This is a genomic window from Microcystis aeruginosa FD4 (assembly GCF_009792235.1).
GTDB classification, from domain to species: Bacteria; Cyanobacteriota; Cyanobacteriia; order Cyanobacteriales; family Microcystaceae; genus Microcystis; species Microcystis viridis.
Genome location: NZ_CP046973.1, coordinates 3,107,973 through 3,134,124 on the forward strand (window position 1 = coordinate 3,107,973; position 26,152 = coordinate 3,134,124).

The window sequence follows — 26,152 nt, forward strand, 5'->3', positions numbered from 1 at the left end:
CTATGTCACAATAGATGAAGATAAACCAAATAGTATGAAGTTGTAAACTAGGTATTTACTGAATGGAACCGCTTTATCAGTACGCGTGGCTAGTTCCCGTCCTACCCTTGGTAGGCGCTACCCTAGTCGGCGCGGGCTTAATTTCCTTTAATGAAGTCACCAATCGTCTGCGACAGGTGAATGCTGTATTGATCATTTCTACCCTCGGCGCGTCGATGGTGCTGTCTTTTGCGCTGCTGTGGAGTCAAATCAATGGACACGCTCCCTATACCCAAATGATCGATTGGGCATCGGCGGGTAACTTTCACCTGAAAATGGGTTATACGATCGATCACCTCAGCGCTTTAATGTCGGTTATCGTCACCACCGTGGCCTTTTTGGTGATGATTTATACCGATGGTTACATGGCCCACGACCCCGGTTATGTGCGTTTTTACGCCTATCTGAGCATTTTTAGCAGTTCTATGCTCGGTTTGGTCATCAGTCCCAACCTCGTCCAGATCTACGTTTTCTGGGAATTGGTAGGGATGTGTTCCTATCTGCTGGTAGGTTTCTGGTTCACTCGTCCGGCGGCCGCCGAGGCCTGTCAAAAAGCCTTTGTTACCAACCGCGTCGGTGATTTTGGCTTATTACTAGGAATGCTGGGTCTTTTCTGGGCCACCGGCAGCTTCGAGTTTGATATCATGGGTGAACGTCTAGAGGAATTAGTCTCTTCTGGAGCCATTGCCGGCAGTTTAGCGGCATTATTCGCCGTTTTAGTCTTCCTTGGCCCCGTGGCCAAATCAGCCCAATTTCCCCTTCATGTCTGGCTACCGGATGCCATGGAAGGTCCGACCCCGATTTCGGCCCTGATTCACGCCGCCACCATGGTGGCCGCCGGAGTTTTCCTGATTGCCCGGATGTATCCCGTTTTTGAGCCAATTCCCACGGCGATGACGGTAATTGCTTGGACGGGCGCTTTTACTGCCTTTCTCGGGGCAAGTATCGCCCTCACCCAGAATGATATCAAAAAGGGTTTAGCCTATTCCACCATCTCCCAATTGGGTTATATGGTTATGGCTATGGGTATCGGCGCTTATAGTGCGGGGTTATTCCACCTGATGACCCACGCTTATTTTAAAGCGATGTTGTTCCTCGGTTCCGGTTCGGTCATCCACGGTATGGAGGATGTGGTCGGTCATGAGCCGGTTTTAGCCCAAGATATGCGGATGATGGGCGGTTTACGCAAGTATATGCCCATTACTGCCCTAACTTTCCTGGTAGGAACTCTGGCCATCTGTGGGATTCCTCCTTTCGCTGGTTTCTGGTCGAAGGATGAAATTCTCGGTTTAGCTTTTGAGGCGAACCCAGCTTTATGGTTAATCGGTTGGGGTACTGCCGGTTTAACAGCTTTTTATATGTTCCGGATGTACTTTAACACCTTTGAAGGGGAGTTTAGAGGCACTAATAAGGAGATTAAACGCCGACTGTTAGCCAATGCGGGTGCGATTCCGGCCTTTGGACCGGGGGCAATGAATGTTAAGCAATTGGACTCGGAAGCACAGGAAGAAGACAACCACGGCCATCATGCCCATGAACCCCACGAATCGCCAATTACTATGACTTTACCTCTCATGATTTTGGCGGTTCCCTCTTTGTTAATCGGTTTGGTGGGTAAACCTTGGCAGAATTTCTTCGAGGGTTTTATTCATGTTCCTAACGAAGTAGTGGAAGAAGTTCATGCTTTTGATTGGACAGAGTTTTTAATCATGGCGGGTAATTCGGTAGGGATTGCTTTAATCGGGATTACTGTCGCTTCTTTGATGTATCTCCAGAAGAAAATTGACCCCGCAACTATTGCCGAAAAATTCCCCGCTCTGTATCGTTTTTCCCTGAACAAGTGGTACATTGATAATCTGTATGATCGAGTTTTTGTCCAGGGTTGTCGTCGTCTCGCACGGCAAATTATGGAAGTGGATTATCGCGTTATCGATGGGGCAGTGAATTTAACTGGTTTAGCTACTCTTGTCAGTGGTGAAGGTCTCAAATACCTCGAAAATGGTCGCGCCCAATTCTACGCTTTAATTGTCTTTGCCGCAGTTTTGGGTTTAGTAATTGTCTATAGTCTGGTGTAGATTTTTAATCCGTTGACTAAAGATTTTTGGGGGCGCAAAGCCCCTTTTTTCAGCTTTAAGTCCCCCTTTTTAAGGGGAATTTAGGGGGATCAGGAAAGGTGCATTTCCTATTTGTGACTTTCTCTCACATATAGGTGAGCAGCAGAAGTTATTAAAAGAGGACGAAGGCAATTCGCCCCTACAATAATATTATTGCGCCAATGGTAGGGGCGCATCGCGTGCCATTGGTGTCAACTTAATGAAATAGGCCTCCAATTTTGTTGAGAGGGACCTTCTCGACTTTGTGTGATAATTTTTGCTTATGGAATATTAAAGTGCTTATTGGGCAAGACTTTTAGGACTATTTTGCGGATATTCTATCAGTATAGACCTCGTTTCCACACAGAAACCAGAAGAGCCAGCAAGGGATTGGGGAATACCTAAAACCTGCACAATCATGTTTAAACAGGGAAAATGGTACGCCTCAATCACAATGGAATGCACTCCTAATTTGGCTCTCCTCGACTTTGTGTGATAATCGGTGCTTATCATTCGTAGGAGTCTTGCCAGACAAGGCTTTAAAGACTATATTTCCCGAAAATTATCGGCTGCATCTCCTATTTATGACTTTCCCTCACCTATGGTGAGCAGCAGCAGTTATTCAAAGAGGGCGAATGCAATTCGCCCCTACAATAATATGATTGCGCCAATGGTAGGGGCGCACCGCGTGCGCCCAAAATGTCCTCTAGATATTTCGACAAAATTGAGATGCACCCAAATTATCCCTATTCTTCTTCCTTTCACACAAAAACCAGAAGAGCCCCTTGCTTTTCCTCGGATTTTAATTTTACCGTGGAAGTTAGACAGAGTTAAAAAGCCATGATGACCAGAAGAATCAGACTGATCCCAATTTAGTATGCCATTTATAAATTTAGAAAAACTCAATCTCTTTCTTGCTAAAGATTACAGAGCCTAAAATCCAACAGGAAGGTTATCGAGAGCCGAAATCATTGTATGAAAACTGTTTGAGAAATTTGTCTTCGATCTTTAGCATACTGAACTCAGATGAGCCAAGAATCAATTGACCAACCAGCACCATCAGGGTAAGTCCAACGGCTCGGCTGAACGGTGGAGACTGATGCGGATTCGTTCAACCTCATGGTCCCACCCCGCTTGATTGTAAAGATTTGTTTAACTTGACCAGAGGTTGATAGTGCATAGGCTAAGATGAATTTCAAATGGATTCAAAATGAAGTTCAAGTGAATTTTAAATGAATCTAAGATGAACCAATCTGGTGAACTGTCGTATTTTAATCATGGAGTTGCCATTTTGTGAGTAAGAAATGGTTCGCGGATAACAGTTTGTCGATCGGGCGGACTCCTCTAGTGCGCCTTAATCGAATCGTTGGCAACAGTCACGCCACGGTTCTGGCCAAGATTGAAGGTCGCAATCCGGCCTATTCGGTCAAATGTCGTATTGGTGCGGCCATGATCTGGGATGCAGAACAACGGGGATTATTAGGGCCGGGCAAAGAACTGGTGGAACCTACCAGTGGCAATACAGGCATTGCCCTAGCCTTTGTAGCCGCCGCTAAGGGGATTCCCCTCACCCTGACCATGCCTGAAACCATGAGCTTGGAGCGGCGCAAACTGTTGCTCGCCTATGGGGCCAATCTGGTGTTAACAGAAGGGACTAAAGGCATGACCGGAGCAGTGGCAAAGGCAGCAGAAATTGCCGCATCTAATCCCACTCGCTATGTGTTGTTGCAACAGTTCCGCAATGCGGCCAATCCCCGCATCCATGAGGAAACCACCGGCCCCGAAATTTGGCAGGACACAGATGGGGCGATCGATATTCTCGTGTCGGGTGTGGGAACGGGCGGAACCATTACGGGAGTTTCGCGCTATATCAAAAAAACCCAAGGAAAACCGATTTTATCGGTAGCGGTGGAGCCAGAAGCCAGCCCCATACTATCCCAAGCCCGGGCAGGTCAGCCCTTAAAGTCTGGCCCTCACAAAATTCAGGGCATTGGGGCGGGGTTTATTCCCGAAGTTCTGGATTTATCCCTCGTGGATGGGATTGAAACCGTTGCCAACGAAGAGGCCATTCTTTATGCCCAACGGTTGGCCAAGGAAGAAGGGATTATCTCTGGCATTTCCTGCGGTGCCGCCGCTGCCGTCGCCGCTCGCTTGGCAGAACAACCCGAACACCAAGGCAAAACCATTGTCGTGATTTTGCCAGATTCCGGAGAACGGTACTTGAGTTCCATCCTGTTCCAAGGGGTATTTAATGAGCAAGGGTTCGTGGCTTGACATCCTCGCCGCCCTAAAAGTGCGGCGATTCCTAAACCTCACGATTTAAGTTTCTGCTTCCACCACCGTCGCATACCACAGTTAAAAAACCATGTACTGTCTTACACAGAGTCCACAGACTTTCGCCCCATTTCAGAAGCCCGATTCCGTGTGTCCCACGGTACGTTGACCGCCTATAGCTTCTTGTACTTGTTGCGCGCGACTTTTTACCCGGCCAAGCTTTTCTGGTCGGAACCCCCTAAGCCCAGTTTTCAAGGTGCTGCGCCGTCCACTTGGTTTTCGAGACTGGCCTTTTAATTCTAACGTAAAGCCAACCTAGAACGGCGGGGTTTCAGACCCAAAATTTCCCATGACGAGCGAGTATCCGAGCAGTTCCAGCGCTCTCTCCCAACCGCCCCTGTCCTTGGCTCTCGATGAGATTATCGCTCAATTGTCCAAACCTCGTGGCGAGTCGTTCCACAGTTGGTCTCAATCACGAAGCCATTTCCCCTTGCCCTCCCGTGAGGCCTTATTTCGGATTGTCGATCGACTGCGTGCCGTTCTCTTTCCCTATCACTTTGGCAATCCCGATTTAGGCGAAACATCCAGCCGCTATTTTATCGGTCATACCCTCAATGAAGTCCTGCAACTGCTGCATCACCAAGTTTGTCGCGAACAGTGGTTGCTGGGGTCACAGTTGCACTTGCATGCAGACCAGATTGAGACGCACGCCCAAGAAACGGTACAAGCCTTTGCCACTCAATTACCCCATCTGAAAGCTCTACTGGAAACGGATATCACGGCGGCCTATCGAGGTGATCCGGCAGCCAGAAATTTAGATGAAGTATTGTTTTGTTACCCCGGGGTAACGGCAATCACTTATCACCGCATTGCCCATGCCCTGTATCGGTTGGACTCGCCGTTGTTGGCGCGGATTATCAGTGAAATTGGTCATTCCTTAACGGGGATTGACATTCACCCCGGTGCCTCGATCGGCAATAGTTTCTTTATCGATCATGGGACGGGGGTGGTGATTGGGGCCACCACGGTGATTGGAGATCGCGTGCGCCTTTACCAAGCGGTCACGCTCGGCGCGAAAAGCTTTCCCCGGGACGAATCGGGCAGTTTGATCAAAGGTCAAGCCCGTCATCCGATTATTGAAGATGATGTGGTGATTTACTCAGGTGCAACGATTCTCGGTCGGGTAACTATCGGTCGGGGCGCCACCATCGGTGGAAATGTTTGGTTAACCCGCAGTGTGCCGCCGGGGGGTTTTATCTCCCAGGCTCAACTACGACAGGAAATGTTTGATGACGGCTCTGGAATTTGAAGGGCTGTCCGACTGTGAATGTTCGGCCATGACAGTCGCTTTGTTACTTTTTCTTAAATTGGAGGATTTAACTCAATGACCTATACCCAAGATCATGAATTGCAACTGGCTTTGGGAGATGCTGCCGCTCGGCAGTTAGCCAATGCCACGAAGACCGTTCCTCAGTTATTGACCATTTCGCCCCGTTGGTTCGTTCGCCTCTTGCATTGGCTACCCGTTGAAGCGGGGATTTATCGTCTCAACAAAGTCAGGGATGCTTCCCGCGTTGAGGTGGCCTGCTCTGAACGAGATGAGCGGGAGCTGCCCGAAACCTTTGTGGATTACGAAGAGACCCCCCGGGAGTATTTCTTGAGTGCGGTGAATACGGTACTGGATGTTCACACTCGCGTGTCCGATCTCTACAGCAGTCCCCACGATCAGATCCATGAACAATTGCGCCTGACGATTGAAACGCTGAAGGAACGTCAAGAAAATGAGTTGATCAACAACCATGAGTACGGATTGCTCAACAATATTGTTGATTCCCAGAAAGTACAACCTCGCAATGGTGCGCCCACGCCAGACGATTTGGATGAGTTGCTGGTGAAGGTGTGGAAGGAACCGGCATTTTTCCTCGCCCATCCCAAAGCGATCGCGGCCTTTGGCCGAGAAGCAACCCGACGGGGTGTACCTCCTGCTACGGTGTCATTATTCGGGTCTCAGTTTATTACCTGGCGGGGCGTGCCTTTGATTCCTTCCGATAAGTTGGCCGTGAATGAACAAGGCAAAACCAATATTTTGTTATTGCGGGTAGGAGAAAGCCGTCAAGGGGTGGTCGGTCTCTATCAGCCCAATTTACCCGGTCAACAGGGAGTTGGCTTGTCGGTGCGATTTATGGGGATTAGTCGCAAGGCGATCGCCTCTTACCTAGTCTCCCTCTACTGTTCGTTGGCAGTGTTGACCGACGATGCGGCGGCCGTACTGGAGAACGTTGATGTCAACCAATACCACATCTACGACTATGACTAACCCCGAACTGATCCCTGAAAAGGCGGGGGGGAATCTACCCGCTGTATCCCCGCCCACGACTGCCCCAACTGAGGTCGAGAACATTTCTCTTAACCCCTTATTCCAACCTGAAGTTTTTGAGCATCTCGCCCAGACGATAATTCAAGAACTACAACGGCACGACCTTAAGGCCGGGGCGGCGAAGGGGTTGAGTACAGAGCCGGGTGATCTGGTGCCATCCACCGCAGCAACCTACCCAGCTGCTGTGGGCGAACAGCCCATAGTTCCCTTCGACGTAGCTCAGGGTAAACCCTTCGCTGTACCCTTAGCCACCCCCTCTTTCTACTTCATCGAAGAGTTAGAAACAAAAATCCCCGACCTTCCGGCGGTAGTGGCCAAACCGGGCCAGCTTGTTCAAGTCCCAGCGATCGATCCCCTTTTTGTCCCCCATGCCAGCGGGCGAAGCGTTCAACGACCTAGCTTCTTTGATGTTCATACCATTCGCCAGGATTTTCCCATCCTGCAAGAACGGGTCAATGGCAAACCACTGATCTGGTTCGACAATGCCGCAACAACTCAAAAGCCCCAAGCAGTCATCGATCGCCTCGTTCATTTCTATAGCCATGAAAATTCCAATGTGCATCGTGCGGCCCATGAATTAGCGGCTCGCTCCACCGATGCTTACGAAGCGGCCAGAGATACGGTACGCCGTTTTCTCAATGCCTCATCTGCCAACGAAATCATTTTCGTGCGGGGGACAACGGAAGGCATTAATCTGGTGGCAAAAAGCTGGGGACAACAAACCCTGCAAGCGGGGGATGAGATTGTCCTCACCCATCTAGAACATCATGCCAATATTGTGCCTTGGCAGCAGCTAGCTGCCCAAACGGGAGCAAAACTGCGGGTTGTCCCCGTGGATGACCACGGGCAGATTTTACTGGCAGAGTACCAACAATTACTCAACTCTCGCACAAAACTGGTGGCCTTTTCCCATGTTTCCAATGCCTTGGGAACCATTACCCCCGCCAAACAAATCATTGACTTAGCCCATCGGGTCGGGGCCAAAGTCTTGTTAGATGGCGCTCAATCGGTTTCCCACATTCCGATCGATGTTCAACAATTAGGCTGTGATTGGTTCGTCTTTTCTGGGCATAAAGTCTTTGGTCCGACAGGGATCGGGGTACTTTATGGTCAAGAAGACCTGTTGAATGCCACGGTTCCCTGGCAAAGCGGCGGCAACATGATCGTGGATGTGACGTTTGAGCGCACCGTGTATCAGGCGGCTCCCACTCGCTTCGAGGCCGGAACGGGCAATATTGCCGATGCCGTTGGCCTAGGGACGGCCTTGGATTATGTTCAGCAGATTGGTTTGGCCACCATTGCCAATTACGAGCATGAACTTCTGGAGTATGCCACTGCGGGACTAGCAACCATTCCGGGGTTGCGTTTGATTGGGACGGCAACCGATAAGGCCGCCGTGCTTTCCTTTGTGCTGGAGGGATTTGATGTGGAAGTCATCGGACAGGCCCTGAACCGGGAAGGGATTGCCGTGCGGGCAGGCCATCACTGCGCTCAACCCATTCTGCGACGCTTTGGTCTAGAGGCAACGGTGCGCCCTTCCTTGGCCTTCTACAATACTAAAGCCGAGGTGGATGCGCTGGTGGCTGCGTTGGAACGTTTGCAACACGAATAAACTGACTGGAATAGGTGCGGCAGCTCCTACACCTATTCCAGTTCCCCCTGAACTGCCACATATTTAGGGTTTGCTGAATAAGTCCCCAGAGGGAATCTAGAAGCCACACAGTTGGCAAAATGGTAGTTTCGTCACTTAGTTTCTGACTTTTATCTGGCGAGCGCTAATGAAAGTGCAAGGGTTTTGAGTCCCTCGGATCGATTTCTCAACGTTTGTTTCTGGCACTTTTCTTGAAAAAAAAGTCCCTAAACCCTTTTCTAGCCAGGCTTTCACTGATATTCAGCCAGCCCTATTTAAATAGTATAACTGAACTTCCCCCATACATATCTACTACAATAGCCGAAAACCCTTATCCATCAATGGATACACCCATTGACTTTTCTTAATGTACCCATGTAATTTGTAACATCTCTCAATGAACAAGAATTCTCTCAATTTGTTAGAATGATAGCCATGTATAACTCTTGCAAATTAATTAGGGTTTGCTGAAAAAGTTTTTCGTGGGGGTAGGGTGTGGGGTGTAGGGTGTGGGGTGTAGGGTTTTACCGATTTTGAGGGTGTCAATTACCTAATTTTCAGGGAAAAAGTCCCTGAATTTTCCCCCCGATCACTCCCAGGTCTGGTACTTTTTGATTTCCCAAAAGTCTAAAAGTCTTACCCAACAAGGTTTTTAGATTTATTGGGGGTTTCCCTGATTTGTACCCAGTAACGGAGCGGCGGAAATTCTCTTAATGCCTGATACAGCACAGGTTATGGCCTTTTGTCAACGGGGAAGTTCAGTTATTTAACTTACTTCCGATGATTGCTGTACTTTCTGACCTATTTTCGGTTCCGTCCCTGCCAACAATCTTTTAATATTACCCTGATGACGAACAATCACATAGATTCCCGCCATCAAACTAAATAAAATATAGGGGAGAGGTTGACCCAAAACAACCATTAAAATATTCACCACCAGCGCCCCGATAATCGAACCTAAAGAAACAATCCGGAAAAGTGCGAGCATAACTAAAAAACTAGCAAAAGTTCCGAAAGCCACTAGGGGATTCATCACTAATAAAACCCCTAAACTGGTGGCGACGGATTTACCACCGCTAAAATTCAAGAAAATCGATTTACTATGACCGATGACTGCCCCCAATCCTGCCCCGATAATTAACCAGTAATACCAACTTTCTGGGAGAGGATTGACATCCATAAAATATAGTCCTCGTACCAGGGCCACCGCCGCCATTCCTTTCAACATATCAATTAATAACACCGTCGCCCCGGCAGATTTTCCCAGAGTTCTCAACACATTGGTGGCCCCAGTGGAACCAGAACCATAGTCACGAATATCGATACCTTTGCTGTATTTACCGATTAAATAACCCGTGGGAATCGAACCGAGTAGATAGGATAAAAGCAAGATACTAAGACTGATAAGAATCGGAATAAGCATAAATTAACCCCAATTTTTAGCAAGAGCGAGCGCCGTTATCAGTGTATCAGCCTGAAGACAAAAAACCACTCATAGGGAACCATAGACGGGAATTGCCGCCCTGCGCAAGTCTTTCGCCCCTTCCCCCGCCAGAAAACAGATCACCTCGGCTAGAGATTCGGGACTAACCCAGTCCTTGGCATTTGCCTCTCCCATCGCTTCCCGGTTGCTGGGACTGTCGATAATACTGGGCAAAACTACGTTAGCGGTAATATTAGTCTGTTTGGTTTCTTCTGCGATCGCTTGGGTTAAAGCCACTACCGCCGCTTTCGAGGCACAATAGGCGGCCAAATTCGCCCCCGGTTGTACGGCACCACGAGAACCGATAGTGACGATACGACCATAATTATGAAGTTTCATCGGGCGTAAACAGTGTTTACACCGTAAAAAAGTGCTATGGAGGTTTAAATCGCACATTTTTAGCCAATCTTCATAGCTAAACTCCTCCGTCGCCCCCATGGTAAAACCCCCGACTAGTTGACATCCTCACCGCCGTAAACGGACGGTGATTCCCAAACCTCACGATTTGGGTTTCTGCTTCTTTCCCGAAGGATTTTTCGCACCTGCCTTAACAGATTTACTCTGTTCTGGTCTTATGGTCGCGAACCGGACTGACACCGCAAGTCCTGCGGCCAAAATGTTTTTACTAGCGTTAATATCTCGGTCATGGTGCGTCCCACAGTCTGGACAATCCCATTCTCGAATATTTAACGGCATTTTCTCAGCAATATACCCGCAATTACTACACCTTTTAGAGCTAGGAAACCATCTATCTACTTCGAGGTAATTTTTCCCGTACCAACGGCATTTATAAGCTAATTGTCGGGTAATTTCTCCCCAACTAACGTCAGATATTGCCTGAGATAATTTCGGGTTTTTGACCAGATTCTTGACGGCTAAATTCTCAACTACAATCGTTTGGTTTTCACGAAATAATTGAGTGGTTAGCTTATGTAAATGGTCTTTTCTGCTATCGGTGATTTTGGCGTGAATCCTGGCTACTTTGATTCTCGCTTTTTCCCGATTCTTTGAGCCTTTCTGTTTTCGAGAAAGGCTTTTCGATGCTCTTCGCAGTCTCTGATAATGCTTTTTAAAATGCTTAGGATTAGATACTTTGTCACCATCGCTGGTAATCACAAGGCTACTAATTCCTAAGTCAATTCCGATGGCTTTATCTGTTACTGGTAGAGGCTTAATTGTTGGGTCATCAAATCTAATTGAAATATGCCAGCGTCCTGAGGGATGTAATCTGACTGTTACTGTACTTGGTTCACAGCTTTCTGGTATTTGTCTTGACCATCGAATCGGTAAAGGTTCTGTGCATTTAGCTAAATAGATTTGTCTGTCTTTAAATTTAAAAGCAGATTTGGTAAATTCGGCACTTCCTCCTTGATGTTTTTTCCTAAAGTTAGGATACTTAGTACGACCAGCAAAGAAGTTAGTAAAAGCTGTTTGTAGGTGTCTTAACCCTTGTTGTAAAGGTACACAACTAACTTCGTTTAAAAAGTCTAATTCTTCTTGCTTTTTCCAATCGGTTAGCATTGAAGAAGTTTGAGCATATCCTACTCTTTCTTGCTTTTCGTACCAAGCTTGTGTTCTGAGATGGAGAGCTTTGTTGTAAACCAATCTTACACAGCCCAAAGTGCGCCGCAATAGCGACTCTTGTTCGGGTGTGGGGTAAAATCGAAACGAATAGGCTTTTTCCATGGGGAGCATTTTAGCATATATTTGGTAAATGCGCTAGTATTTAACGGTAAAGCCGTCGTAGAACGACGGGGTTTCAGACCCAAAATTTTCGATGAATTAAGACATCGACCCGACCGAGATCATCAATTAATCTAGCCACGGCAGTTTCTTGGGTTAAATCCACCCTGACAAAGCGAATACGCTCAAATTCCGCCGCACTCAGCCGAGATTTCAGACGACCCACCTCCCTTTCCTCCCGATAGGTCATGGTCAGATGACCGCCATGGTTTGACACTCCCCGAAGCACTCATGAGAGGGATTCTCGAAGCTCATCACTGCGCTTTCTGGTTTCCCCTACTCACGTCTTACACAATGAGGTTCTATCCGAACCGACTAGAATATCACTTGTTATCTAGTTGTCCACTCGTGGATAGATCTCCCAGCGTTTTGGTCTTTCAACCAAGATTCGGGTATGCCCTACCCTATCTGCCTTAGGCCAAATGTTTTTAGTTTATTTCAGTCTGGGAAAAGACTTACTCCCCTGTTTTAAGAGTTTTCGGGTGGCTCTTGTCTTCTTTTTTCTCCTCAAAAGTGCCGTACTATTGCAACGGGATTTTCCCCTCGGTGAGCGGCATTTCAACCTGTTGACCCTTAGATTTTAACACAACTGTTTAGAGTTGTGCTTCGTGTCACTGAGCCTGTCGAAGTGCTGTTCTATATTGGCGGAGCCTTTCATCTCCGAGGTAAAACCGAGGGTTCCTTCAAGCCGACATTTAAGGTAAAATCGCCGGAGTGACTCCTAAACCAAGTCCTCCCGTGCCGCCAGTCAGCAATACCCGTTTATAGATTATCCCAAATCAGGTTCTTCGTTACTTGGTATGGTTCGATCGGGGGGCATAAATCGACTAAATCCTTATCTGGCAAGAGACTTAATTGATTAGTTCGTTCTAGAGGGAAAACAATTGACAAAAATCGCAGCAATGTTTTTCTCTATATGGGTTTCATCCATTATAAAGAAAGACATTGCATAACACGAACCGAAGAACCAAAATAATGAATAGAGACGTACCGTAGATAATACGTCTCGACAATCTTAAAGTTTTACAGTTCTTTTAACTTTGATCGCAATTCCTCTAACTCCGCATCCACTGCCGAATCGCTGACGGTGGTTGCTTGGGGTAAAGTGGGTTGACTAGACGTTGTACCGGGTAATGCTCCCCCAGACATTTGCGCTTTTAGCAGTGCCAATTCATCATCCACATCGCTGCCCGCTTCTAGTTTAGCGAATTCCTGTTCGATGCCGATGCCACCCAATTCACCGTAAGCTTGACTACTGGCTTCTAACTGCATAACTTTTTCTTCCATGCGCTCAAAAGCGGACATGGAACCACTGGTATCGATACCGCCGAGGGTTTTTTGGAGTTCTTCGTTAGCTTTTGCGGCTCTAGAGCGAGCTACTAACATATTTTTCTTGGTTTTTGCCTCAGAAATCTTACTTTCGAGTGCAATCAAGTTTTTTCTCAGACTATCTACCTGTAGCGTTTGCTGATCCAGTTGATTTTTGAGAATTGCGGCGGTTTCCGTGTAATCTTTCTTGCGTTTAAGAGCTTCCCGGGCGAGAGTTTCATCCCCTTTAGAAAGGGCTAATTTGGCTCTTTGTTCCCATTTATTGGCCTCTGACTGCTCTTTGCTGTATTTTTGTTCCGTTTGTCGTTGTTCTGCGATCGCTCTAGCGACCGCTTGGCGCAGCTGTACTAGATCTTCTTGCATATCACTGACAGCTTGCTCCAGAATCTTTTCTGGATCTTCAGCCTTGCTCACCATATCATTGAGGTTAGCTCGGACAACTCGGCTAAGGCGATCGAATAAACCCATGACGCTCTTGTTCCTCTCGGTGTGTACTAAATCAGTTAACTGTTCTTAAAATTTCCTATCTTGCCTGACGGCTTATTCTCTAATATAAACTACGGGAGCTAGGTTAGGGGATAGGGGGTAGGGTTTTGGGAGTTGGGCTATTAGGGTTTTGGGGTTTTAGGGTTTTAGTTGAAATTTCGTAACTACCGAGGTAGAGAAAAAAGGTGGTAGAATCTGAACCATGACTTACGAAGAACAAGCCAACAGAATTAAAGCATTAAAGAAGGAAAATCAAACTCTGCGGGAAAAGATAGCCGAGCTTGAGAGAAGACTGGGATTGAATAGTCAGAATAGTTCTCAGCCCCCTCAACAGAGGGACTGAAGAAGGAACAAAGAACAAAAAGTTTCAGGAAAGCAAGTGGAAAGAAGTCGGGAGGACAACGCCAATTCAAAAATGAAACGCACGACTCCTTAAGAGTTGACAGAGAAAGGCTGATCAGCTATTGTCCGATCAACGCAAAAACAAATCAGACCCAAAAACGAAGCCCCGACATCTTAACATAGAACAAAGAAACCTGCTCTACCAACTTAGTCAAGAGGGAAATTTATCTCAACGGCAGGTGAGCGAGACTCGCCCCAAAAACGCCAAACAACCCTTTAACCGCCAATTCAGACTTGAATTGGCGGTTCTTTTTTTGACTTGATCTCCTTCTCGGTAGGAATCAGGTCGAAGAACAGCGGGGGGGGAATTACGGGGGGGGAACTTTTTCTATATAGGGTTTGCTGAAAAAGTTTTTCCTGGGGGCGGGGTGTGGGGTGTAGGGTTTTCCCCATTTTCAGGGGGTCAATTAGCTAATTTTCGGCGAAAAAGTCCCGGAATTTTCCCCCCCGATCACTCCCATATCCGGTACTTTTTGATTGACAAAAGGTCTAAAAGTCTTACCCAACAAGGTTTTTAGATTTATTCAGCCAACCCTATATACACGACTACTATTCTAGCAAATATGCTCCATCCCGTCGGCTCTTGTAGTAGATATGTATGGGGGGAAGTTCAGGTATACCTTAGCTAATCAAATAGTTGCTAATTCCTGAACATCGAAATCTGATTGCAACAGTTGAATGAGAGCGGCACAGCGGTAGACCATAGCGGCACGACTATCTACCCCTAATTTGGCAAAAATTCGCCGTAAATAGGTAGCAACAGTCCATTCACTAATATGTAAGCGATGGGCTATCTGTTTATTAGCCTGTCCCAGTGCGACTAGGGTGGCAATTTGTAGTTCTCTTTCCGAGAGGAGTTGGGCGATTTCTTGAGCGGAAGATTTAATTTGACCAGATACATCGAGAATAATAAAATATTGACCGTTGACTTCAAATTGATCCACCTCAACAAAAGATTTTTTTAATTCTTTTAAATAATTTTTTTCCTGATCTGTCTTTAGATGGATGATACAGTAGTGATGATCGTGCTTATAAATTTCTGAAACCACTTGATAGGATGCAGCGGTGAACAAAGAGCCAAGGTTTTGCTGATGCTGGTTATTCATTGTCTTTTCTTTCCTAACTTGTTTTCTGACTAAATAAAAGCTTCGTCTATCTGGGAAATAGGAAACGATCAATAAAAGTAGGGGCAGGAAGGTCTTGTCAAGATTACAGTAATATACTTCTGCAAATAATTGGGACAATCTTAACATTTAATTTGGGAATATAGATTAGGGAAAAAATCGAGGTTTTAATCAAGACAAAGCTTGATTTGCTATAACCGATTATTGTAAAAGTTTACAGAAAAAAATTGCTAATAAATTAGAAAAACTTAACAATAATTGAGTTTCTAGCTCAACCATAAAAAATTAAGTGCGACTAACAGAAACTTCCCCAGACCGAGGGGTAATACCAGAAGAATTGACCAGAGGAGAATAGACTTGGGCGGGAGGTAGCGATCGCAAATTAAACAGAGCGGCAAAATTAGCCCTGCTATCGTAGAGAGGTCGTAAACGTTGGCAGCAACCCGTTAATAAAGGCATAACCCCAGGACCATGACCACTGACCGTACTATCGCCATGGACGATAATCCCGAAAGTAATCCGACCTTGACGGTAACTAGGCCCGTGACGGGTATCCGCCGAGCCAATGGCAACCAAATCGCCGAATCGAAGAGTATCAAGACGATAGCGGCGGCGAAGTTGTGGATCGAATAGCTGAATATCGTAATCACCACGCCAGACCGTATTTTTGCCCAATCCTGAACCCATAGCGGCAGCGGGGATAAAATGAGTCACGGGGACTTGTAAACCGCGAGCAGTGGGAATTAAACCCCAACGTCGCAGGAAATCGGGGGAACAGTTAAATAAACGCAGATCTGGATAGTCTAATAATTTTAACCCCAAACCATAACTATAGATTTGCACTCGATCGCCGATCCGTAGGCGACGCAAAACCGCAGGGGGAAAATCTACCAAAACATGGTCCACTCCGCCATGTTTTCCCGTCACCAGACCCGATTGACCCGTGGCAGGTCCAGTAATGACTCTAGCGCGATTGCCCAGACAAGCATAGGTAATCAGGGCGAGATTCGGGCCGCGACGACTGCCGATAATTTCCCGACTATTATTATGGAGAGCCACCCCCGGTTCAATATGATCCCCCATTAAACCCACACAGCGATCGCCAACCCGTTGATTGAGGACAATTCCCCCAGTGGCCGGAAGGATTCGGGGTATGCCATCATGACCGATACGATAGGGATTAGTCTGACCGACCGGATGGGCAATTTGACCGGCAACGGCCACCATTACTAAGTCTGGTTGGTTAATACGGAGAGAATTGGCACTATCTGGTCGTGAATTATTCATATATCAGTTATCACTATTCTAAAATGGAAGCATAGGATTTTTGCTTGAATCTATGACTGCAACACTGCTCGCACCGCCGGCTGAAATAATTCACCTGTCCGGGATTAGCTGGAAAACCTACGAAACGCTGCTAGAAGAAATGAGCGATCGCCGTCTGCGGCTGACCTACAATCGTGGCAATTTAGAAATCATGGCTCCTTCGACCGGACACGAAAGATTCAAGAAAGTGGCAGGGCGATTTGTTGAGACAATAGCTGAAGAACTCCAGATTCGGATAGAACCCTTGGGGTCCACAACCTTTAAACGCCCTCAATTAAGTTAAGTGGTGCAGAACCGGATGAATGTTTTTACATTGATAATATTGAGGCGGTTCGGGGGAAAAAGCGACTGGACTTAAATGAAGACCCTGCACCAGATTTAGTCATAGAAGTTGATGTCACCAGCAGTTCCCAAAATCGCCTTCAGGTTTATGCAGATCTAGGCGTGGCAGAGGTTTGGGTTTATAATGGGGAATCTCTGCTCATCCAACAATTACAAAATGGCACTTATATCACCTCCCCAACAAGTCAGTTTTTTCCTAATTTACCCATCTTAGAAATTGCCATATTTTTACAACAAGCTGAAACAGTGGATTACCTAGAGTTAGTAAAAGCATTTCGGAATTGGGTAAGAAGTCAGAGGGAAAAATAAAAGGAAGATTTTTCAATTCCCTCAAATTTCAAAGAACCCCTGCATTACGCAAGTGCCTATCAATTTTGATTCGCCGTTCCTGATCCACTCTTTGCCAAGCCGAAGAAAATCCTTGTCTTTGACCACTGGTAAAGTAGCTGCGATAGAGTGCCGGTCTCATGTGCCATAATCGAATTCCTCGTGCTGCATCTATAGGACTTCCTCCTGCGCGGGTAACTTGTGAAAATAATTCAGCATATTTGCGAATTGGACGGGCAATCTCTTCATCCGGTGTACTATCCCAGGGAAAGGCAGTTTGAGAAACACCTGCTAGTGAACGCCAAGCATCGCGGTTGAACTGAAATACTCCCCAAGCACTGATGTAAGGTCTACCTTGCCGTTGAGACGGTGGGAGGATATTGAATATATTGGCAGGTCGAGCAAATATGCCTTTACTCTCTGTATGAGCCAAATGTCGGACTGTTGTGACGAATGTTTGACCTAAGCCTGTTGAACGAGCAATTTGCTCAATATAAGCTAAAGCAGCCCCTGTCCGACTTGCTTGCCTTGCAGATGCTGGTAGCCCTGGAGGGCGGCGAGATCTCCACCTCGGACCATATTCCTGACCGGCTGCCACTTCATAGGCAATCCCAGATGTAATGCCTCCTCTGGGGCTGGCAGGAATCGACCCTTCAGGTTGAGTCATCCTCATTTGGCTTTGCATTCGACCCCAAGTATTCCGTCCGATAATCCCATCGGCAGTCAGTCCCTGTCTTTGCTGCCAACAGGCGATCGCCTCAGATAAGTCTTGCCAACCAGGGCTGTAGTTGGGTCGAAGGCAGCCTGTGGAGGCTAAAAAGCGGACGATCGCATCATAATGAGACTGCCATCCAAGTTGGCCAGATAAGACCTGGTTGCGCTGGACTGCTCTGCTCATTTGACTAGCAGTGAGAAACTGATCAACATCTTCAAAGTCGTCTAGAATCTCATCAATTGCTTCGTCAAGTTCGTCAGTTAGCCAGTCATCAAAGTGATCCCTTCTCAAACGGCGTGAATGGGAGAAAGGGAAATAGCCATGAATTCCTCTGTCTAAAGCTTCTAACATTTTCCTATTACCTCTACTTCAAATCTCATACCAAAATCCCCTTGCCCCCCGCCAAAAATCAAATTTTTCTCCCCTAGTTTCTGACCAGTCGTCCAATTCCAATTCGCTCGCAGAAATATCTTCGGACCAGGTGGGAGGAGGATCGATCCTGATTGCTTCTGGAACTACTAAATGCAGAACTACTGGGTGGAATCCCATCCAGAGTAATTTGGAGACTCCAGACTGAATGAATAACTGGCGTAATTGTTCCCGTTCCAAAGCAGCGATCGCATCTTGTTGGTCAATTTCCTGACAGTTGATACCCCAACTCTCCAGAGTGGAACAGATTACTGGGGGTAAGTTGCGGGCCCGATCTTCCGGGGAACGATGGGTTAGGATAAAGGCTGACCCCAAGGCGGCACTCAAAGCGATCGCATCTCGAAAAGCATAGCCGAGGATATCGGTGTGAATTTGTCTATCTAAACTACGGGCTAACCATTCCCAACGACTGACCAAACTGCTGTCGGTTTCTTTGGGCAAAAGGGATTCACCAAGCCCATCGCCGATCCAAAATAGATGATGATTACCTAAATCCGTCTCTAGTCGCAGTCTTTCCCATTCCCGCAAAGTGCGACGGGTTTGGGCAGAAAGTTCCGGGGTGAGAAGGGATGGGCAATTGCCCTTCTCTGGGGACGCTTCTAGCCAAGGCCGCCAGCGATCAAAAACATCGCTATTATCAATTAGATGCCAAAATTCTCGCGCTATCCATAATTCGAGAAATCGTCCTAATTGTTTGACTAAGAGCAGACCATAATCAGATAAGGCCAGGTTGGGATCGAGGACACAAGACCAACGGCGTTGATTTAGGTTAATGGAGAAATCGGGCAAAAGAGTGGCACTCATCGGGACACCTCTAAAAAAATAGCGTTACACCCCAGCAGACCCCGAACCGATAACACTGCGTAGCGCCGGAGTTACCCCCTGAAAGGCCCGGCCTTCGGGAGTCATGCGATAGGCAGCTAACCAAGCTTCCGAATGGGGACCCATGGGTCTGAGTTCCGATTGGAATAAAATCGGGTCGAGGGCGGTTTTAAAGTCGTTATCGGCGACAAATTGCAGAATCCGACGACCGCTTTCCGCCATTTTTGCCCGTTGGGAGGGTTCGGCAACACCCCCCAGATAGCGATTGGAGACGATTTCGATTACATCCCATTTGGTATTAGCATCGAAGGCTTTTTTGATATCGGCTGCATCCAAAAGGTTGAGAACGGTATTGAGATAATGTCCAGTTTCCATCGTCAGGGCCAAAATGTTACCGTAGGTGGCGCGATCGAGAGCATAGCGCAGATCCAAGCCGATGCGTTGAACCGTGCCGATACTGCCAAAGGGTCGCTGTTCAATGAGAGTGCCGCCGCGAATTACTTCCCCGATCAATAAATCCCGGAAATATTGGGCAACGGCCACCATAAACCCGACTAATTGCCGATGAAAATTGCGGTTAACGATCGCCCCCGAAGCTGGTTGGGCATTACCGTAGTTAAAGGCGCGACGGTAGGCCATCATCCGGTCGCGGATCGTATAGCGCAAAGGTTTCCATTTGTCAAGTAAATATAGACCTCGCGCCCCCGGTCCCCGTTGAATCCGCATCCGTCCCTCTCTAAACAGACGTTGCAGCACTTGGATGACTTGAAAAACTTTCATCCGTTCGTGTTGGTAGATATAGTACAGTTCGGCGGCGGCGTGCAGTTGACTAGGAACGACGGAATCATCGAAATCCGGCTGGATATAGGGATAGGAAACGTTCTCGAAGGGAATCGGTCCTTTGGGTCCAAATCCGATTAAATCGAGGAAACTATCGGGACTACTGGAACCGTCGGCAGCCCCCTTGAGTAGTTCACCGAAACGGTCTTCCAGTTGCTGTTCGTACTGTTGACGCTCTTCCGGGGGCATCGCTCCTAATTGATCTCTCAAAAAGGTCGCCCACAAGCGTTGAATGGTTTCTGTGGTGTTGTAGGTCATGGTTGGATTCCTTTATTTAATGGCCTCTTCTCTATCTAGCTGTTATGGGCGAGGAGGGAGAGCTTGAGCTTGCCGACACTTATTTAAAGTTTCTCGATGTTTAACTTGGTCGGTATCTGGAGGCAATTTTTCATACAAAATGCCAGGTTTACTTTCACCAAAAGCCAAATCATATAACTTTTCTAAGGTAAGGCGATCTTCTTCTTTTAAGCAGAGAAGAACTTCATTGATTAAAGCATTTCTCTTGCTAAAATCGCCAGAAATAACCGATTCCTCTAGTCTTTTAACTCTTGTTTCTATACCCCCTAATTGCTCCGCTATTTCTCCTACCGTCCTTATTATTTCAGCCAATTTTTCCCGAATTTTAGCTATTTCTTCCGAACAACTATCATCACCTTCGTCACCACAGGGAAGACAGTCAATTATTGCCACCAAATGCTCATTAAGTTCAGCTAGTTGGGTCGCTATTGTTGTTGTCACCTCTTTCATACTTGAACCTCTTTGATTACTGCCAAAATCGCTCACTATTATCATCATCTATTGCTCTAGATCATCATCTATGTCATCGGGTCTGTCACCAGTATCAACAGTTAAACTCTCGGCAATAGTCTCAAGATACTCACTAAGATTTTCAAGGTTATTATTAACAATCGCAGAAGCATCTGCCTCGGCTCGCAAACTCAATTCGTATTGAGGTGGTGTATTGAACAAAGTCGAGGGATTGATGCGGAATTGAGTAAGATTGCTATTGTCACCTAAGGGTAAAGATAAAGCCCGATTTAAGGCTTGTTGAATGAGCTTGGCCATAATATTAAATATTCCCTCATTACTATTACCATTGCCAAAAGGTAGGCAAGAGGGAGCCATAGTTTGGACGAGATCGAGCCAATGACTTTCCATGTCTCCCTGAATGCGTAATTCCTGCTCGACTAGCTTTCTGATATTCTTCCCAGTCTCTGAAGTATTAGGAATAGGAAGTAAATTCCCATTAGAAATAGGAGAGAAAACAGTATCATAAAGAAGGTTGCGAATATTGGTGAGCGTTCTCCGGATACGAATGACCAGATTATCGCTAGTCGAGGAGAGACAAGTTATGTCGCTGGGAAGACTGGGATTAATCACCACATCAATTAGATAACTATAGGCTAAAGATCGATATTCTGGTTCGCGATTTTCTGCGGTTCCCAAAGCATAAAAATCGATCGCCCGGTCCACATCATAGAGAATTTTATCGAAAATAATCTGACACAATAAGCGATCGCCAGTACAACCACACTGTAACCAGCAATCTAATAATTCTGCCAGTAGGTTGCGCTGAAAAGCTAATTCTACCAATTGATTTTCTGTGGTTTCCTCATTAGCAGAGGAGCCGTACAATCCATAGAATAAAATCGGTGGTCGTGCTAAACGTAAGAGGCGAAAACCGCCAGAGCCTTCAAATCCATCGATAAATAACTGAAGTGCCTGTAAAAAAGCATCGAGGGGGGGAGAAGCGGGATTAACCGCCATGACTTCTTGCAAATTCTTACCGATTAGGACTAATCGACGTAGGCGCTGCACATCTAACTGAGCCGTTGCACCTAAATGACGCAACCCTTCCACATTACCCTGACTGGCACGATGAATCAGGGAATCCATCACCCTGGAAAGTTCATTTTCTACCAAGAGGGAGCGAAGATCGTTCTGTCCCTGATTATCGAGAAAAGAGTACAGTTGCCGATAAGCATCCACACCCCTGGGCCACTCATTGGCAGCGTAGGCAGTTTGGGTTGAACCGATAAAGTTGCGTAGGGCATAAATCACCGAATCTCGTCGTCCCTGCAATTCACTGTAGGGAACTTGCAAGAGGTAACGACTCCGGTTAAAACCGACATTAGCTAAAGCTTCCCCCATCATCACCAAGAGGACGGAAGTAACTTCGTCAAGACTTTGAGCCAAATTGCGGTAGTTGACATTAACCACCGGGGAACTCAAAGAGCCGACTAAACGAGATAGACGGGCATATTCCCCTAAATTACGACGAATTCCGAAGGTTTTATCGCGATAGTGGGAATCTAGGGCAAAACGAGCCGAATTAAAGCCTTCTTGAATGGCAGAACGGATCGCCATCGCCCAGCCCGCCAATTCCGAGGAGAGATCCTTGAGAATTGTATTAGTTGTTAATTCTTGTAAATCACGGTTGACATCATCGATCGCTTGCTGCATTTCTGCATCGGAGGATGTGGGAGCTTGCTGCAGGGGCATCGGTGTACCAGAAGCCAAAAGAAAGGGAACTCCCTCCGCCTCCTTGTTGATAGCTACTGCTCTGGGATTGTTTTTATAGCGGTTTAGTAATGCCTCTGCTATCTGTTTGGCATCATTAGGATCGCTGACTTTTAATTCTCGCCGCAGAAGATTATCCAACGCCATACGAGAACTACTGTTCGGCATCAGGCCATTATTTTTGGCCATGGCACTACTATAATTAAACGGATTGCCAGATGAAGTGTTCATAATTTATCAGGGCAAGGAAAAAAGGTGTTGGGGTTTTTTCAGTTATCGGTTATCACTTATCCCCTATATTCCTAAGTTTTCAGAGCAAAGCGGCTTGTATTTCTTTAAAACTGGGTGAAGATGGGGAAATAGGGTGTGTAAGATGGTTAATAACCCGATTGGATAACTGAAGGGCGGGAATTTGACCATTAGCGAGGGCATAACTAGCGGCACTGACCAGAAATCGCGGCGGTAAATCAGGGGGAACCCCTCCTTGGACTAATTGTCTAGCACCGGCTTGAATCGCTTTTTCATCATCTTTAGAGAAGGGAATAATATCGGCCAGGGCCTGTTGGGCGAGATTGCGACGGGTTTGATAGGCAATTTCATCCACCAGATGGGGAATCAATAATTCCGAGGTGGTTAACAGACGTGCCGGCAGACGGTGAAAACGATTAGGGTTATAGATTTGCTGCCAGACGCGCCGCAGGCGATCGCCTTCTTGACCAAATCCCATCCGTCGCAACATTTCCGCTAAGATCAAAATTCTCAGATATGCCGTCGGGTGCGCTCCTCCGGGACGATAGGTAAGGGTACGGGGAGCGGGATGAGCGAGAAAAAGTGCCATTCCCCAAGCTGCGGCCGGACCGGCTAATAAAATCGCCGCCAAATCGGCAAAAACTTCCTTATGCCAGCGTCCGTAGATGCGAGTAATGCCAGGGTCGCCACTGGTGCCGAGAATGCGACGGATCACCGCTTGACGATTTTCCTGCCAGATACCCAGATCCGCTTGCAGATTGTGGGCTACTTCGTGGATAAAGACCGGTTGCCAGGGATTATCTCGATCCCAAGGAATCCGGATAATCGGGAAGGGATTAGGTTCTCCCAAAAGACGAGTCAGCAAAACTCCACGACGCATAGTAGCGGGTGAGAAACCGTGTTCCATATAACACAGGGGTTTTAGCATCGGTGCGCGAAATAATCCCGGGGAGGACTCGCGAATGGCCCGATAACAATCGATCGCGATCAGATCATGGGCGGCGAGAGCGGCGGCAAAAGAGGAACCCCTTTGACTAAAAATTTCAAAAAATAGCCCAAAACTACGGCGAGCGCGGTCAATTTCCCGTTCTACCAGTGCTATATCGATTAAAACTCGCTCTATCGGTGACTCGTTCCACGTCCCTTGTAGATGCTGAAGACGACGTTGAATTTGCCGATCGATCTTAGCCAGACGTTGATTAGCTGCCCGAAAATGGTCAGGAGAGGGAGCGTAGGGTAAATCTTGGGGGCGAATCCCCACGGAAGCATAATTTACCCTGACCAGACGACGCGCTCGCGCCGTTAGATCTAAAATTTTATTGTGTAGAAAAGCTCTCGTTCCCATACTGCCCCCATTGCGGTTGGTTGCCTAACTGCCTTGAATCCGAATCGTTACCGGTCCGCGCAGACGATAGCTATGGCTGCGGCCACAGGTGGGACAAGGTCGTCCCCCGGGCATCGATCGCGAACCATGGCGGGATGTGGTCGTGAGCGGACGGGCTAAACGGCGCACGGTGCGAGGACTTTGGGCGACTCGGGCGGCGGCACGACGCACGGCAGGGGCCACAGACCGGGCGGGTAAACCTCTTTGGGCAACGGTACGACTAACCCCGCGGACAATGCGAGGCACGGCTCTAGCGGCGGCTGGACCCTGACGATGGGCGAGGGTGCGTGTCGCTTGGCTGACACTACTGACCAATTCCCGGCGAGTTTGCCGGGGTAGTCGCGAGATATTGGGCATAGCAGTCCGCAGGGCAACGGCGGAAACAAAGGGAGCGGCCGCATCGATCGCATCTTCGGTCTCGGCCAGGTCAAATAAGTCCTCCAAAGCCTCAAACTCATCGGCCTCATCGGCCAAAAGTCTTCCGGCCACGTTGGCAATACGTCCGATTAATTGCGCTTGCGGTATGGGGATCATACTGGCGATCGGCCCGACCACGCGGGCTACGGAACCAATTCCCCGGCCCACTCTTCCAGCAACTTGTCCGACTCTGCGTCCCACATTGCGAGCGATGCGTCCCAAGCGTCGGAAAAACTCGTCCGTGTCCTCCTCGGCCAGGGCATCGGCCAGGGCATCCTCCAGGGCATCGAAACCCGAATCGTAGCCCTGTTCTCCCCAGTCTTCCATCTCATCAAATCCCTGACCACTGCGAATTAAACCACCGATAAAGGTATCATCATCGGCTTCGGCCAGATCGTATTCCCCGAATTCATCCCCGGCATCGTAGCTATTGTAATAGTCGCCCCTTTGGGCGGGGCCTTCCACTTGATCGTAAAACAAGTCATCCATGACATCGGTTTCAAAGGCTTGGTACATGATTTTTCTCTCCTAATTGCAAGGGCAGAAATAGCTATAGGCGCGTGATCATAATTTCCACGGGTCCCTGTAGTCTTAGGCGCCGGGGCAGACCACCGCGACCGGGACCGGGGCGAACAGAAGTTCTTCTCATCCCCGGGGCGGGACGGGATAACTGCCGTACTAAACGGGGTTGCGCCGCCACTCTCGCCCCGGTTTGTCGGATAGCTTGCGGTAAGCGACTGGGGGATAAACGACGACGAGCGGCGGTTTGTCCGACACTCTGAGCTATCCTCGGCAAAGCTCGCAGGGCAGCCGGTCCCTGACGGCGGACTAGATTTTGAGCCACTTGGGTGGTACTGCGAACGATCTGACGACGGAGAGGGCTACTAAGGGCGGCACGGCGCAGCGCCGGTCTAACCATAGTGCGGGCTGCCATACCAGCTAGTACGGGTAAAGCCTCATCTAGCTCCTCATCGGCAAATAAATCAGCTAAGTCTTCTAGGGCATCCAATTCATCAAAGCCCTGGGCGGCATACTGTTGCAGCAGCGGCGCTATTTGCCCCAAAATACTGGCTAAGGGATTGGCAGCCCGGCCGGCACGTCCCGCCACTCGCTGCACTTGGCCCGCCACTCGCTGCACCTGTCCAGCTACTCGTCCGGCAGTTTGGACTGCCCGTCCCACCCCCCTGGCTACCCGGCCGGCAGTGGTGGCTCCCCGACGGGCCGCCCCCGCCACCCGGCTAATTCCTCCTAATAATTGTCGGAAAAATTCATCGCTGTCTTCTGCGTCTAGGGCATCGGCAACGGCTTCTTCTAGGGCATCCCAATCATTGGCTCCGCTATCGATGAGGTAATCATCGCCGAAATCTTCCCCTAATTCCGCCTCGTATTCGTCTTCTTCCAAAAAGCCCTCTCCTCCCAGATCTTCCCATCCTAATTGCTCTTCGCCAAAACTATCTTCGGCCTCAAATCCTTCAAAACCTTCGCTTTCCATACCTTCCCAAGCATCGAAGGCTCCCTCATCGGCAAAGGAGGAATTAGCGGCTAAATCCTCCATAACATCACTTTCAAAAGGCTGATCCATATAAGTACCTTCCTGAGCGCAAGTAGTCGCTAAAATGTCGATAAAATTAAGAACAATTTCGACGGAATTAGGTCTGACCTAACCTTGTCTGTCTTCTCGCATTCCACATCGAGGGCTAGAGTGGCATCTTGCTAAGGAGTATTCTGCTATCTAGCCCTCTATCACTATTTAGAATAGATTGTTTCTCTCCCTCTTACCAGTCACACGATCTAGGTCACT

General features: G+C 47.8%; 20 protein-coding genes and 3 pseudogenes. 7 read left to right on the top strand and 16 right to left on the bottom strand.

The annotated features are described in order from the left end of the window. Positions 1–62 precede the first annotated feature (62 nt). Positions 63–2,114 carry an NAD(P)H-quinone oxidoreductase subunit 5 gene (locus GQR42_RS15705; protein ID WP_002774199.1) on the top strand — a complete coding sequence of 684 codons (2,052 nt, stop codon included), beginning with the start codon at positions 63–65 and terminating at the stop codon, positions 2,112–2,114. Positions 2,115–2,432: 318 nt separating this feature from the next. On the opposite strand, the gene GQR42_RS15710 is transcribed toward GQR42_RS15705, so the two are convergent. Beyond that, the gene (locus tag GQR42_RS15710; protein ID WP_233271031.1) at positions 2,433–2,585 is read right to left on the bottom strand and encodes a hypothetical protein; all 153 of its coding nucleotides are present in this window, start codon (positions 2,583–2,585) and stop codon (positions 2,433–2,435) included. Positions 2,586–3,425: 840 nt separating this feature from the next. On the opposite strand from GQR42_RS15710, the gene cysK reads away from it, so the two are divergent. The 4 genes from cysK to GQR42_RS15730 all read left to right on the top strand — a co-directional run bounded on the left by cysK (position 3,426) and on the right by GQR42_RS15730 (position 8,395). Continuing rightward, a complete protein-coding gene (gene cysK, locus GQR42_RS15715; protein ID WP_158200667.1) occupies positions 3,426–4,406 on the top strand; it encodes a cysteine synthase A in 981 nt (326 codons plus the stop codon). Positions 4,407–4,755: 349 nt separating this feature from the next. Continuing rightward, positions 4,756–5,715, top strand: a complete 960-nt coding sequence (gene epsC / locus GQR42_RS15720; protein ID WP_158200668.1) for a serine O-acetyltransferase EpsC — start codon at positions 4,756–4,758, stop codon at positions 5,713–5,715. 75 nt (positions 5,716–5,790) lie between these two features. Continuing rightward, positions 5,791–6,723, top strand: coding sequence for a family 2A encapsulin nanocompartment shell protein (locus GQR42_RS15725; RefSeq protein ID WP_002750434.1), 933 nt, complete (start codon positions 5,791–5,793; stop codon positions 6,721–6,723). Next, positions 6,689–8,395, top strand: coding sequence for a family 2A encapsulin nanocompartment cargo protein cysteine desulfurase (locus tag GQR42_RS15730; RefSeq protein ID WP_233271032.1), 1,707 nt, complete (start codon positions 6,689–6,691; stop codon positions 8,393–8,395). Before GQR42_RS15725 ends, GQR42_RS15730 begins: the two co-directional genes overlap by 35 nt. 784 nt (positions 8,396–9,179) lie before the next feature. Here the strand turns inward: GQR42_RS15730 and plsY are convergent. The 5 genes and pseudogenes from plsY to GQR42_RS15755 all read right to left on the bottom strand — a co-directional run bounded on the left by plsY (position 9,180) and on the right by GQR42_RS15755 (position 13,436). Then, positions 9,180–9,836, bottom strand: a complete 657-nt coding sequence (gene plsY / locus GQR42_RS15735) for a glycerol-3-phosphate 1-O-acyltransferase PlsY (RefSeq protein WP_158200669.1) — start codon at positions 9,834–9,836, stop codon at positions 9,180–9,182. Between the two features lie 69 nt (positions 9,837–9,905). Next, positions 9,906–10,352 (bottom strand): annotated as a pseudogene (locus GQR42_RS15740) (SDR family oxidoreductase); the annotation flags it as partial. Between the two features lie 42 nt (positions 10,353–10,394). Continuing rightward, positions 10,395–11,582: an RNA-guided endonuclease InsQ/TnpB family protein gene (locus GQR42_RS15745; RefSeq protein WP_158200670.1), complete on the bottom strand. Its 1,188-nt coding sequence runs from the start codon at positions 11,580–11,582 to the stop codon at positions 10,395–10,397. Positions 11,583–11,673: 91 nt separating this feature from the next. Further along, a pseudogene (locus GQR42_RS15750) lies at positions 11,674–11,856 on the bottom strand (3-oxoacyl-[acyl-carrier-protein] reductase); the annotation flags it as partial. 806 nt (positions 11,857–12,662) lie between these two features. After that, positions 12,663–13,436: a PspA/IM30 family protein gene (locus tag GQR42_RS15755; RefSeq protein ID WP_158200671.1), complete on the bottom strand. Its 774-nt coding sequence runs from the start codon at positions 13,434–13,436 to the stop codon at positions 12,663–12,665. Between the two features lie 220 nt (positions 13,437–13,656). On the opposite strand from GQR42_RS15755, the gene GQR42_RS30050 reads away from it, so the two are divergent. Next, positions 13,657–13,797: a DUF6444 domain-containing protein gene (locus GQR42_RS30050; RefSeq protein ID WP_371730722.1), complete on the top strand. Its 141-nt coding sequence runs from the start codon at positions 13,657–13,659 to the stop codon at positions 13,795–13,797. Between the two features lie 688 nt (positions 13,798–14,485). On the opposite strand, the gene GQR42_RS15765 is transcribed toward GQR42_RS30050, so the two are convergent. Beyond that, positions 14,486–14,962 carry a response regulator transcription factor gene (locus tag GQR42_RS15765; RefSeq protein WP_233271034.1) on the bottom strand — a complete coding sequence of 159 codons (477 nt, stop codon included), beginning with the start codon at positions 14,960–14,962 and terminating at the stop codon, positions 14,486–14,488. Between the two features lie 303 nt (positions 14,963–15,265). Continuing rightward, positions 15,266–16,267 carry a DUF4438 domain-containing protein gene (locus GQR42_RS15770; RefSeq protein ID WP_158200674.1) on the bottom strand — a complete coding sequence of 334 codons (1,002 nt, stop codon included), beginning with the start codon at positions 16,265–16,267 and terminating at the stop codon, positions 15,266–15,268. A gap of 52 nt (positions 16,268–16,319) precedes the next feature. Between GQR42_RS15770 and GQR42_RS30055 the strand changes: the two are divergent. After that, positions 16,320–16,957: pseudogene (locus tag GQR42_RS30055) on the top strand (Uma2 family endonuclease). A gap of 28 nt (positions 16,958–16,985) precedes the next feature. On the opposite strand, the gene GQR42_RS15780 reads toward GQR42_RS30055, so the two are convergent. The 8 genes from GQR42_RS15780 to GQR42_RS15815 all read right to left on the bottom strand — a co-directional run bounded on the left by GQR42_RS15780 (position 16,986) and on the right by GQR42_RS15815 (position 25,933). Further along, positions 16,986–18,041, bottom strand: coding sequence for a peptidoglycan-binding protein (locus GQR42_RS15780; RefSeq protein WP_158200675.1), 1,056 nt, complete (start codon positions 18,039–18,041; stop codon positions 16,986–16,988). An 18-nt stretch (positions 18,042–18,059) separates the two neighbouring features. Beyond that, on the bottom strand, positions 18,060–18,923 hold the full coding sequence (locus tag GQR42_RS15785; RefSeq protein WP_158200676.1) for a hypothetical protein: 864 nt from the start codon (positions 18,921–18,923) through the stop codon (positions 18,060–18,062). A gap of 24 nt (positions 18,924–18,947) precedes the next feature. Beyond that, on the bottom strand, positions 18,948–20,039 hold the full coding sequence (locus GQR42_RS15790) for a hypothetical protein (RefSeq protein ID WP_158200677.1): 1,092 nt from the start codon (positions 20,037–20,039) through the stop codon (positions 18,948–18,950). A 42-nt stretch (positions 20,040–20,081) separates the two neighbouring features. Next, positions 20,082–20,576 carry a hypothetical protein gene (locus GQR42_RS15795; protein WP_158200678.1) on the bottom strand — a complete coding sequence of 165 codons (495 nt, stop codon included), beginning with the start codon at positions 20,574–20,576 and terminating at the stop codon, positions 20,082–20,084. Then, positions 20,577–22,532, bottom strand: coding sequence for a hypothetical protein (locus GQR42_RS15800; RefSeq protein WP_158200679.1), 1,956 nt, complete (start codon positions 22,530–22,532; stop codon positions 20,577–20,579). 79 nt (positions 22,533–22,611) lie between these two features. After that, complete coding sequence (locus GQR42_RS15805) at positions 22,612–23,895, bottom strand: hypothetical protein (protein WP_158200680.1); 1,284 nt, start codon at positions 23,893–23,895, stop codon at positions 22,612–22,614. A 24-nt stretch (positions 23,896–23,919) separates the two neighbouring features. Beyond that, positions 23,920–24,867, bottom strand: a complete 948-nt coding sequence (locus GQR42_RS15810) for a hypothetical protein (protein WP_158200681.1) — start codon at positions 24,865–24,867, stop codon at positions 23,920–23,922. A 34-nt stretch (positions 24,868–24,901) separates the two neighbouring features. Further along, entirely contained in the window at positions 24,902–25,933 is a 1,032-nt protein-coding gene (locus GQR42_RS15815; RefSeq protein ID WP_158200682.1) for a hypothetical protein, read from the bottom strand. Positions 25,934–26,152: the final 219 nt, after the last annotated feature.

Coding starts and splice junctions, on each gene's coding strand:
- plsY (WP_158200669.1), bottom strand. CDS start 9,836: ATGCTTATTCCGATTCTTATCAGTCTTAGTATCTTGCTTTTATCCTAT.
- GQR42_RS15785 (WP_158200676.1), bottom strand. CDS start 18,923: ATGAGTGCCACTCTTTTGCCCGATTTCTCCATTAACCTAAATCAACGC.
- GQR42_RS15755 (WP_158200671.1), bottom strand. CDS start 13,436: ATGGGTTTATTCGATCGCCTTAGCCGAGTTGTCCGAGCTAACCTCAAT.
- GQR42_RS15790 (WP_158200677.1), bottom strand. CDS start 20,039: ATGACCTACAACACCACAGAAACCATTCAACGCTTGTGGGCGACCTTT.
- GQR42_RS15730 (WP_233271032.1), top strand. CDS start 6,689: ATGTCAACCAATACCACATCTACGACTATGACTAACCCCGAACTGATC.
- GQR42_RS15805 (WP_158200680.1), bottom strand. CDS start 23,895: ATGGGAACGAGAGCTTTTCTACACAATAAAATTTTAGATCTAACGGCG.
- GQR42_RS30050 (WP_371730722.1), top strand. CDS start 13,657: ATGACTTACGAAGAACAAGCCAACAGAATTAAAGCATTAAAGAAGGAA.
- GQR42_RS15770 (WP_158200674.1), bottom strand. CDS start 16,267: ATGAATAATTCACGACCAGATAGTGCCAATTCTCTCCGTATTAACCAA.
- GQR42_RS15810 (WP_158200681.1), bottom strand. CDS start 24,867: ATGTACCAAGCCTTTGAAACCGATGTCATGGATGACTTGTTTTACGAT.
- GQR42_RS15705 (WP_002774199.1), top strand. CDS start 63: ATGGAACCGCTTTATCAGTACGCGTGGCTAGTTCCCGTCCTACCCTTG.
- GQR42_RS15800 (WP_158200679.1), bottom strand. CDS start 22,532: ATGAACACTTCATCTGGCAATCCGTTTAATTATAGTAGTGCCATGGCC.
- GQR42_RS15765 (WP_233271034.1), bottom strand. CDS start 14,962: ATGAATAACCAGCATCAGCAAAACCTTGGCTCTTTGTTCACCGCTGCA.
- epsC (WP_158200668.1), top strand. CDS start 4,756: ATGACGAGCGAGTATCCGAGCAGTTCCAGCGCTCTCTCCCAACCGCCC.
- GQR42_RS15780 (WP_158200675.1), bottom strand. CDS start 18,041: ATGTTAGAAGCTTTAGACAGAGGAATTCATGGCTATTTCCCTTTCTCC.
- GQR42_RS15795 (WP_158200678.1), bottom strand. CDS start 20,576: ATGATGATAATAGTGAGCGATTTTGGCAGTAATCAAAGAGGTTCAAGT.
- GQR42_RS15815 (WP_158200682.1), bottom strand. CDS start 25,933: ATGGATCAGCCTTTTGAAAGTGATGTTATGGAGGATTTAGCCGCTAAT.
- GQR42_RS15745 (WP_158200670.1), bottom strand. CDS start 11,582: ATGGAAAAAGCCTATTCGTTTCGATTTTACCCCACACCCGAACAAGAG.
- GQR42_RS15725 (WP_002750434.1), top strand. CDS start 5,791: ATGACCTATACCCAAGATCATGAATTGCAACTGGCTTTGGGAGATGCT.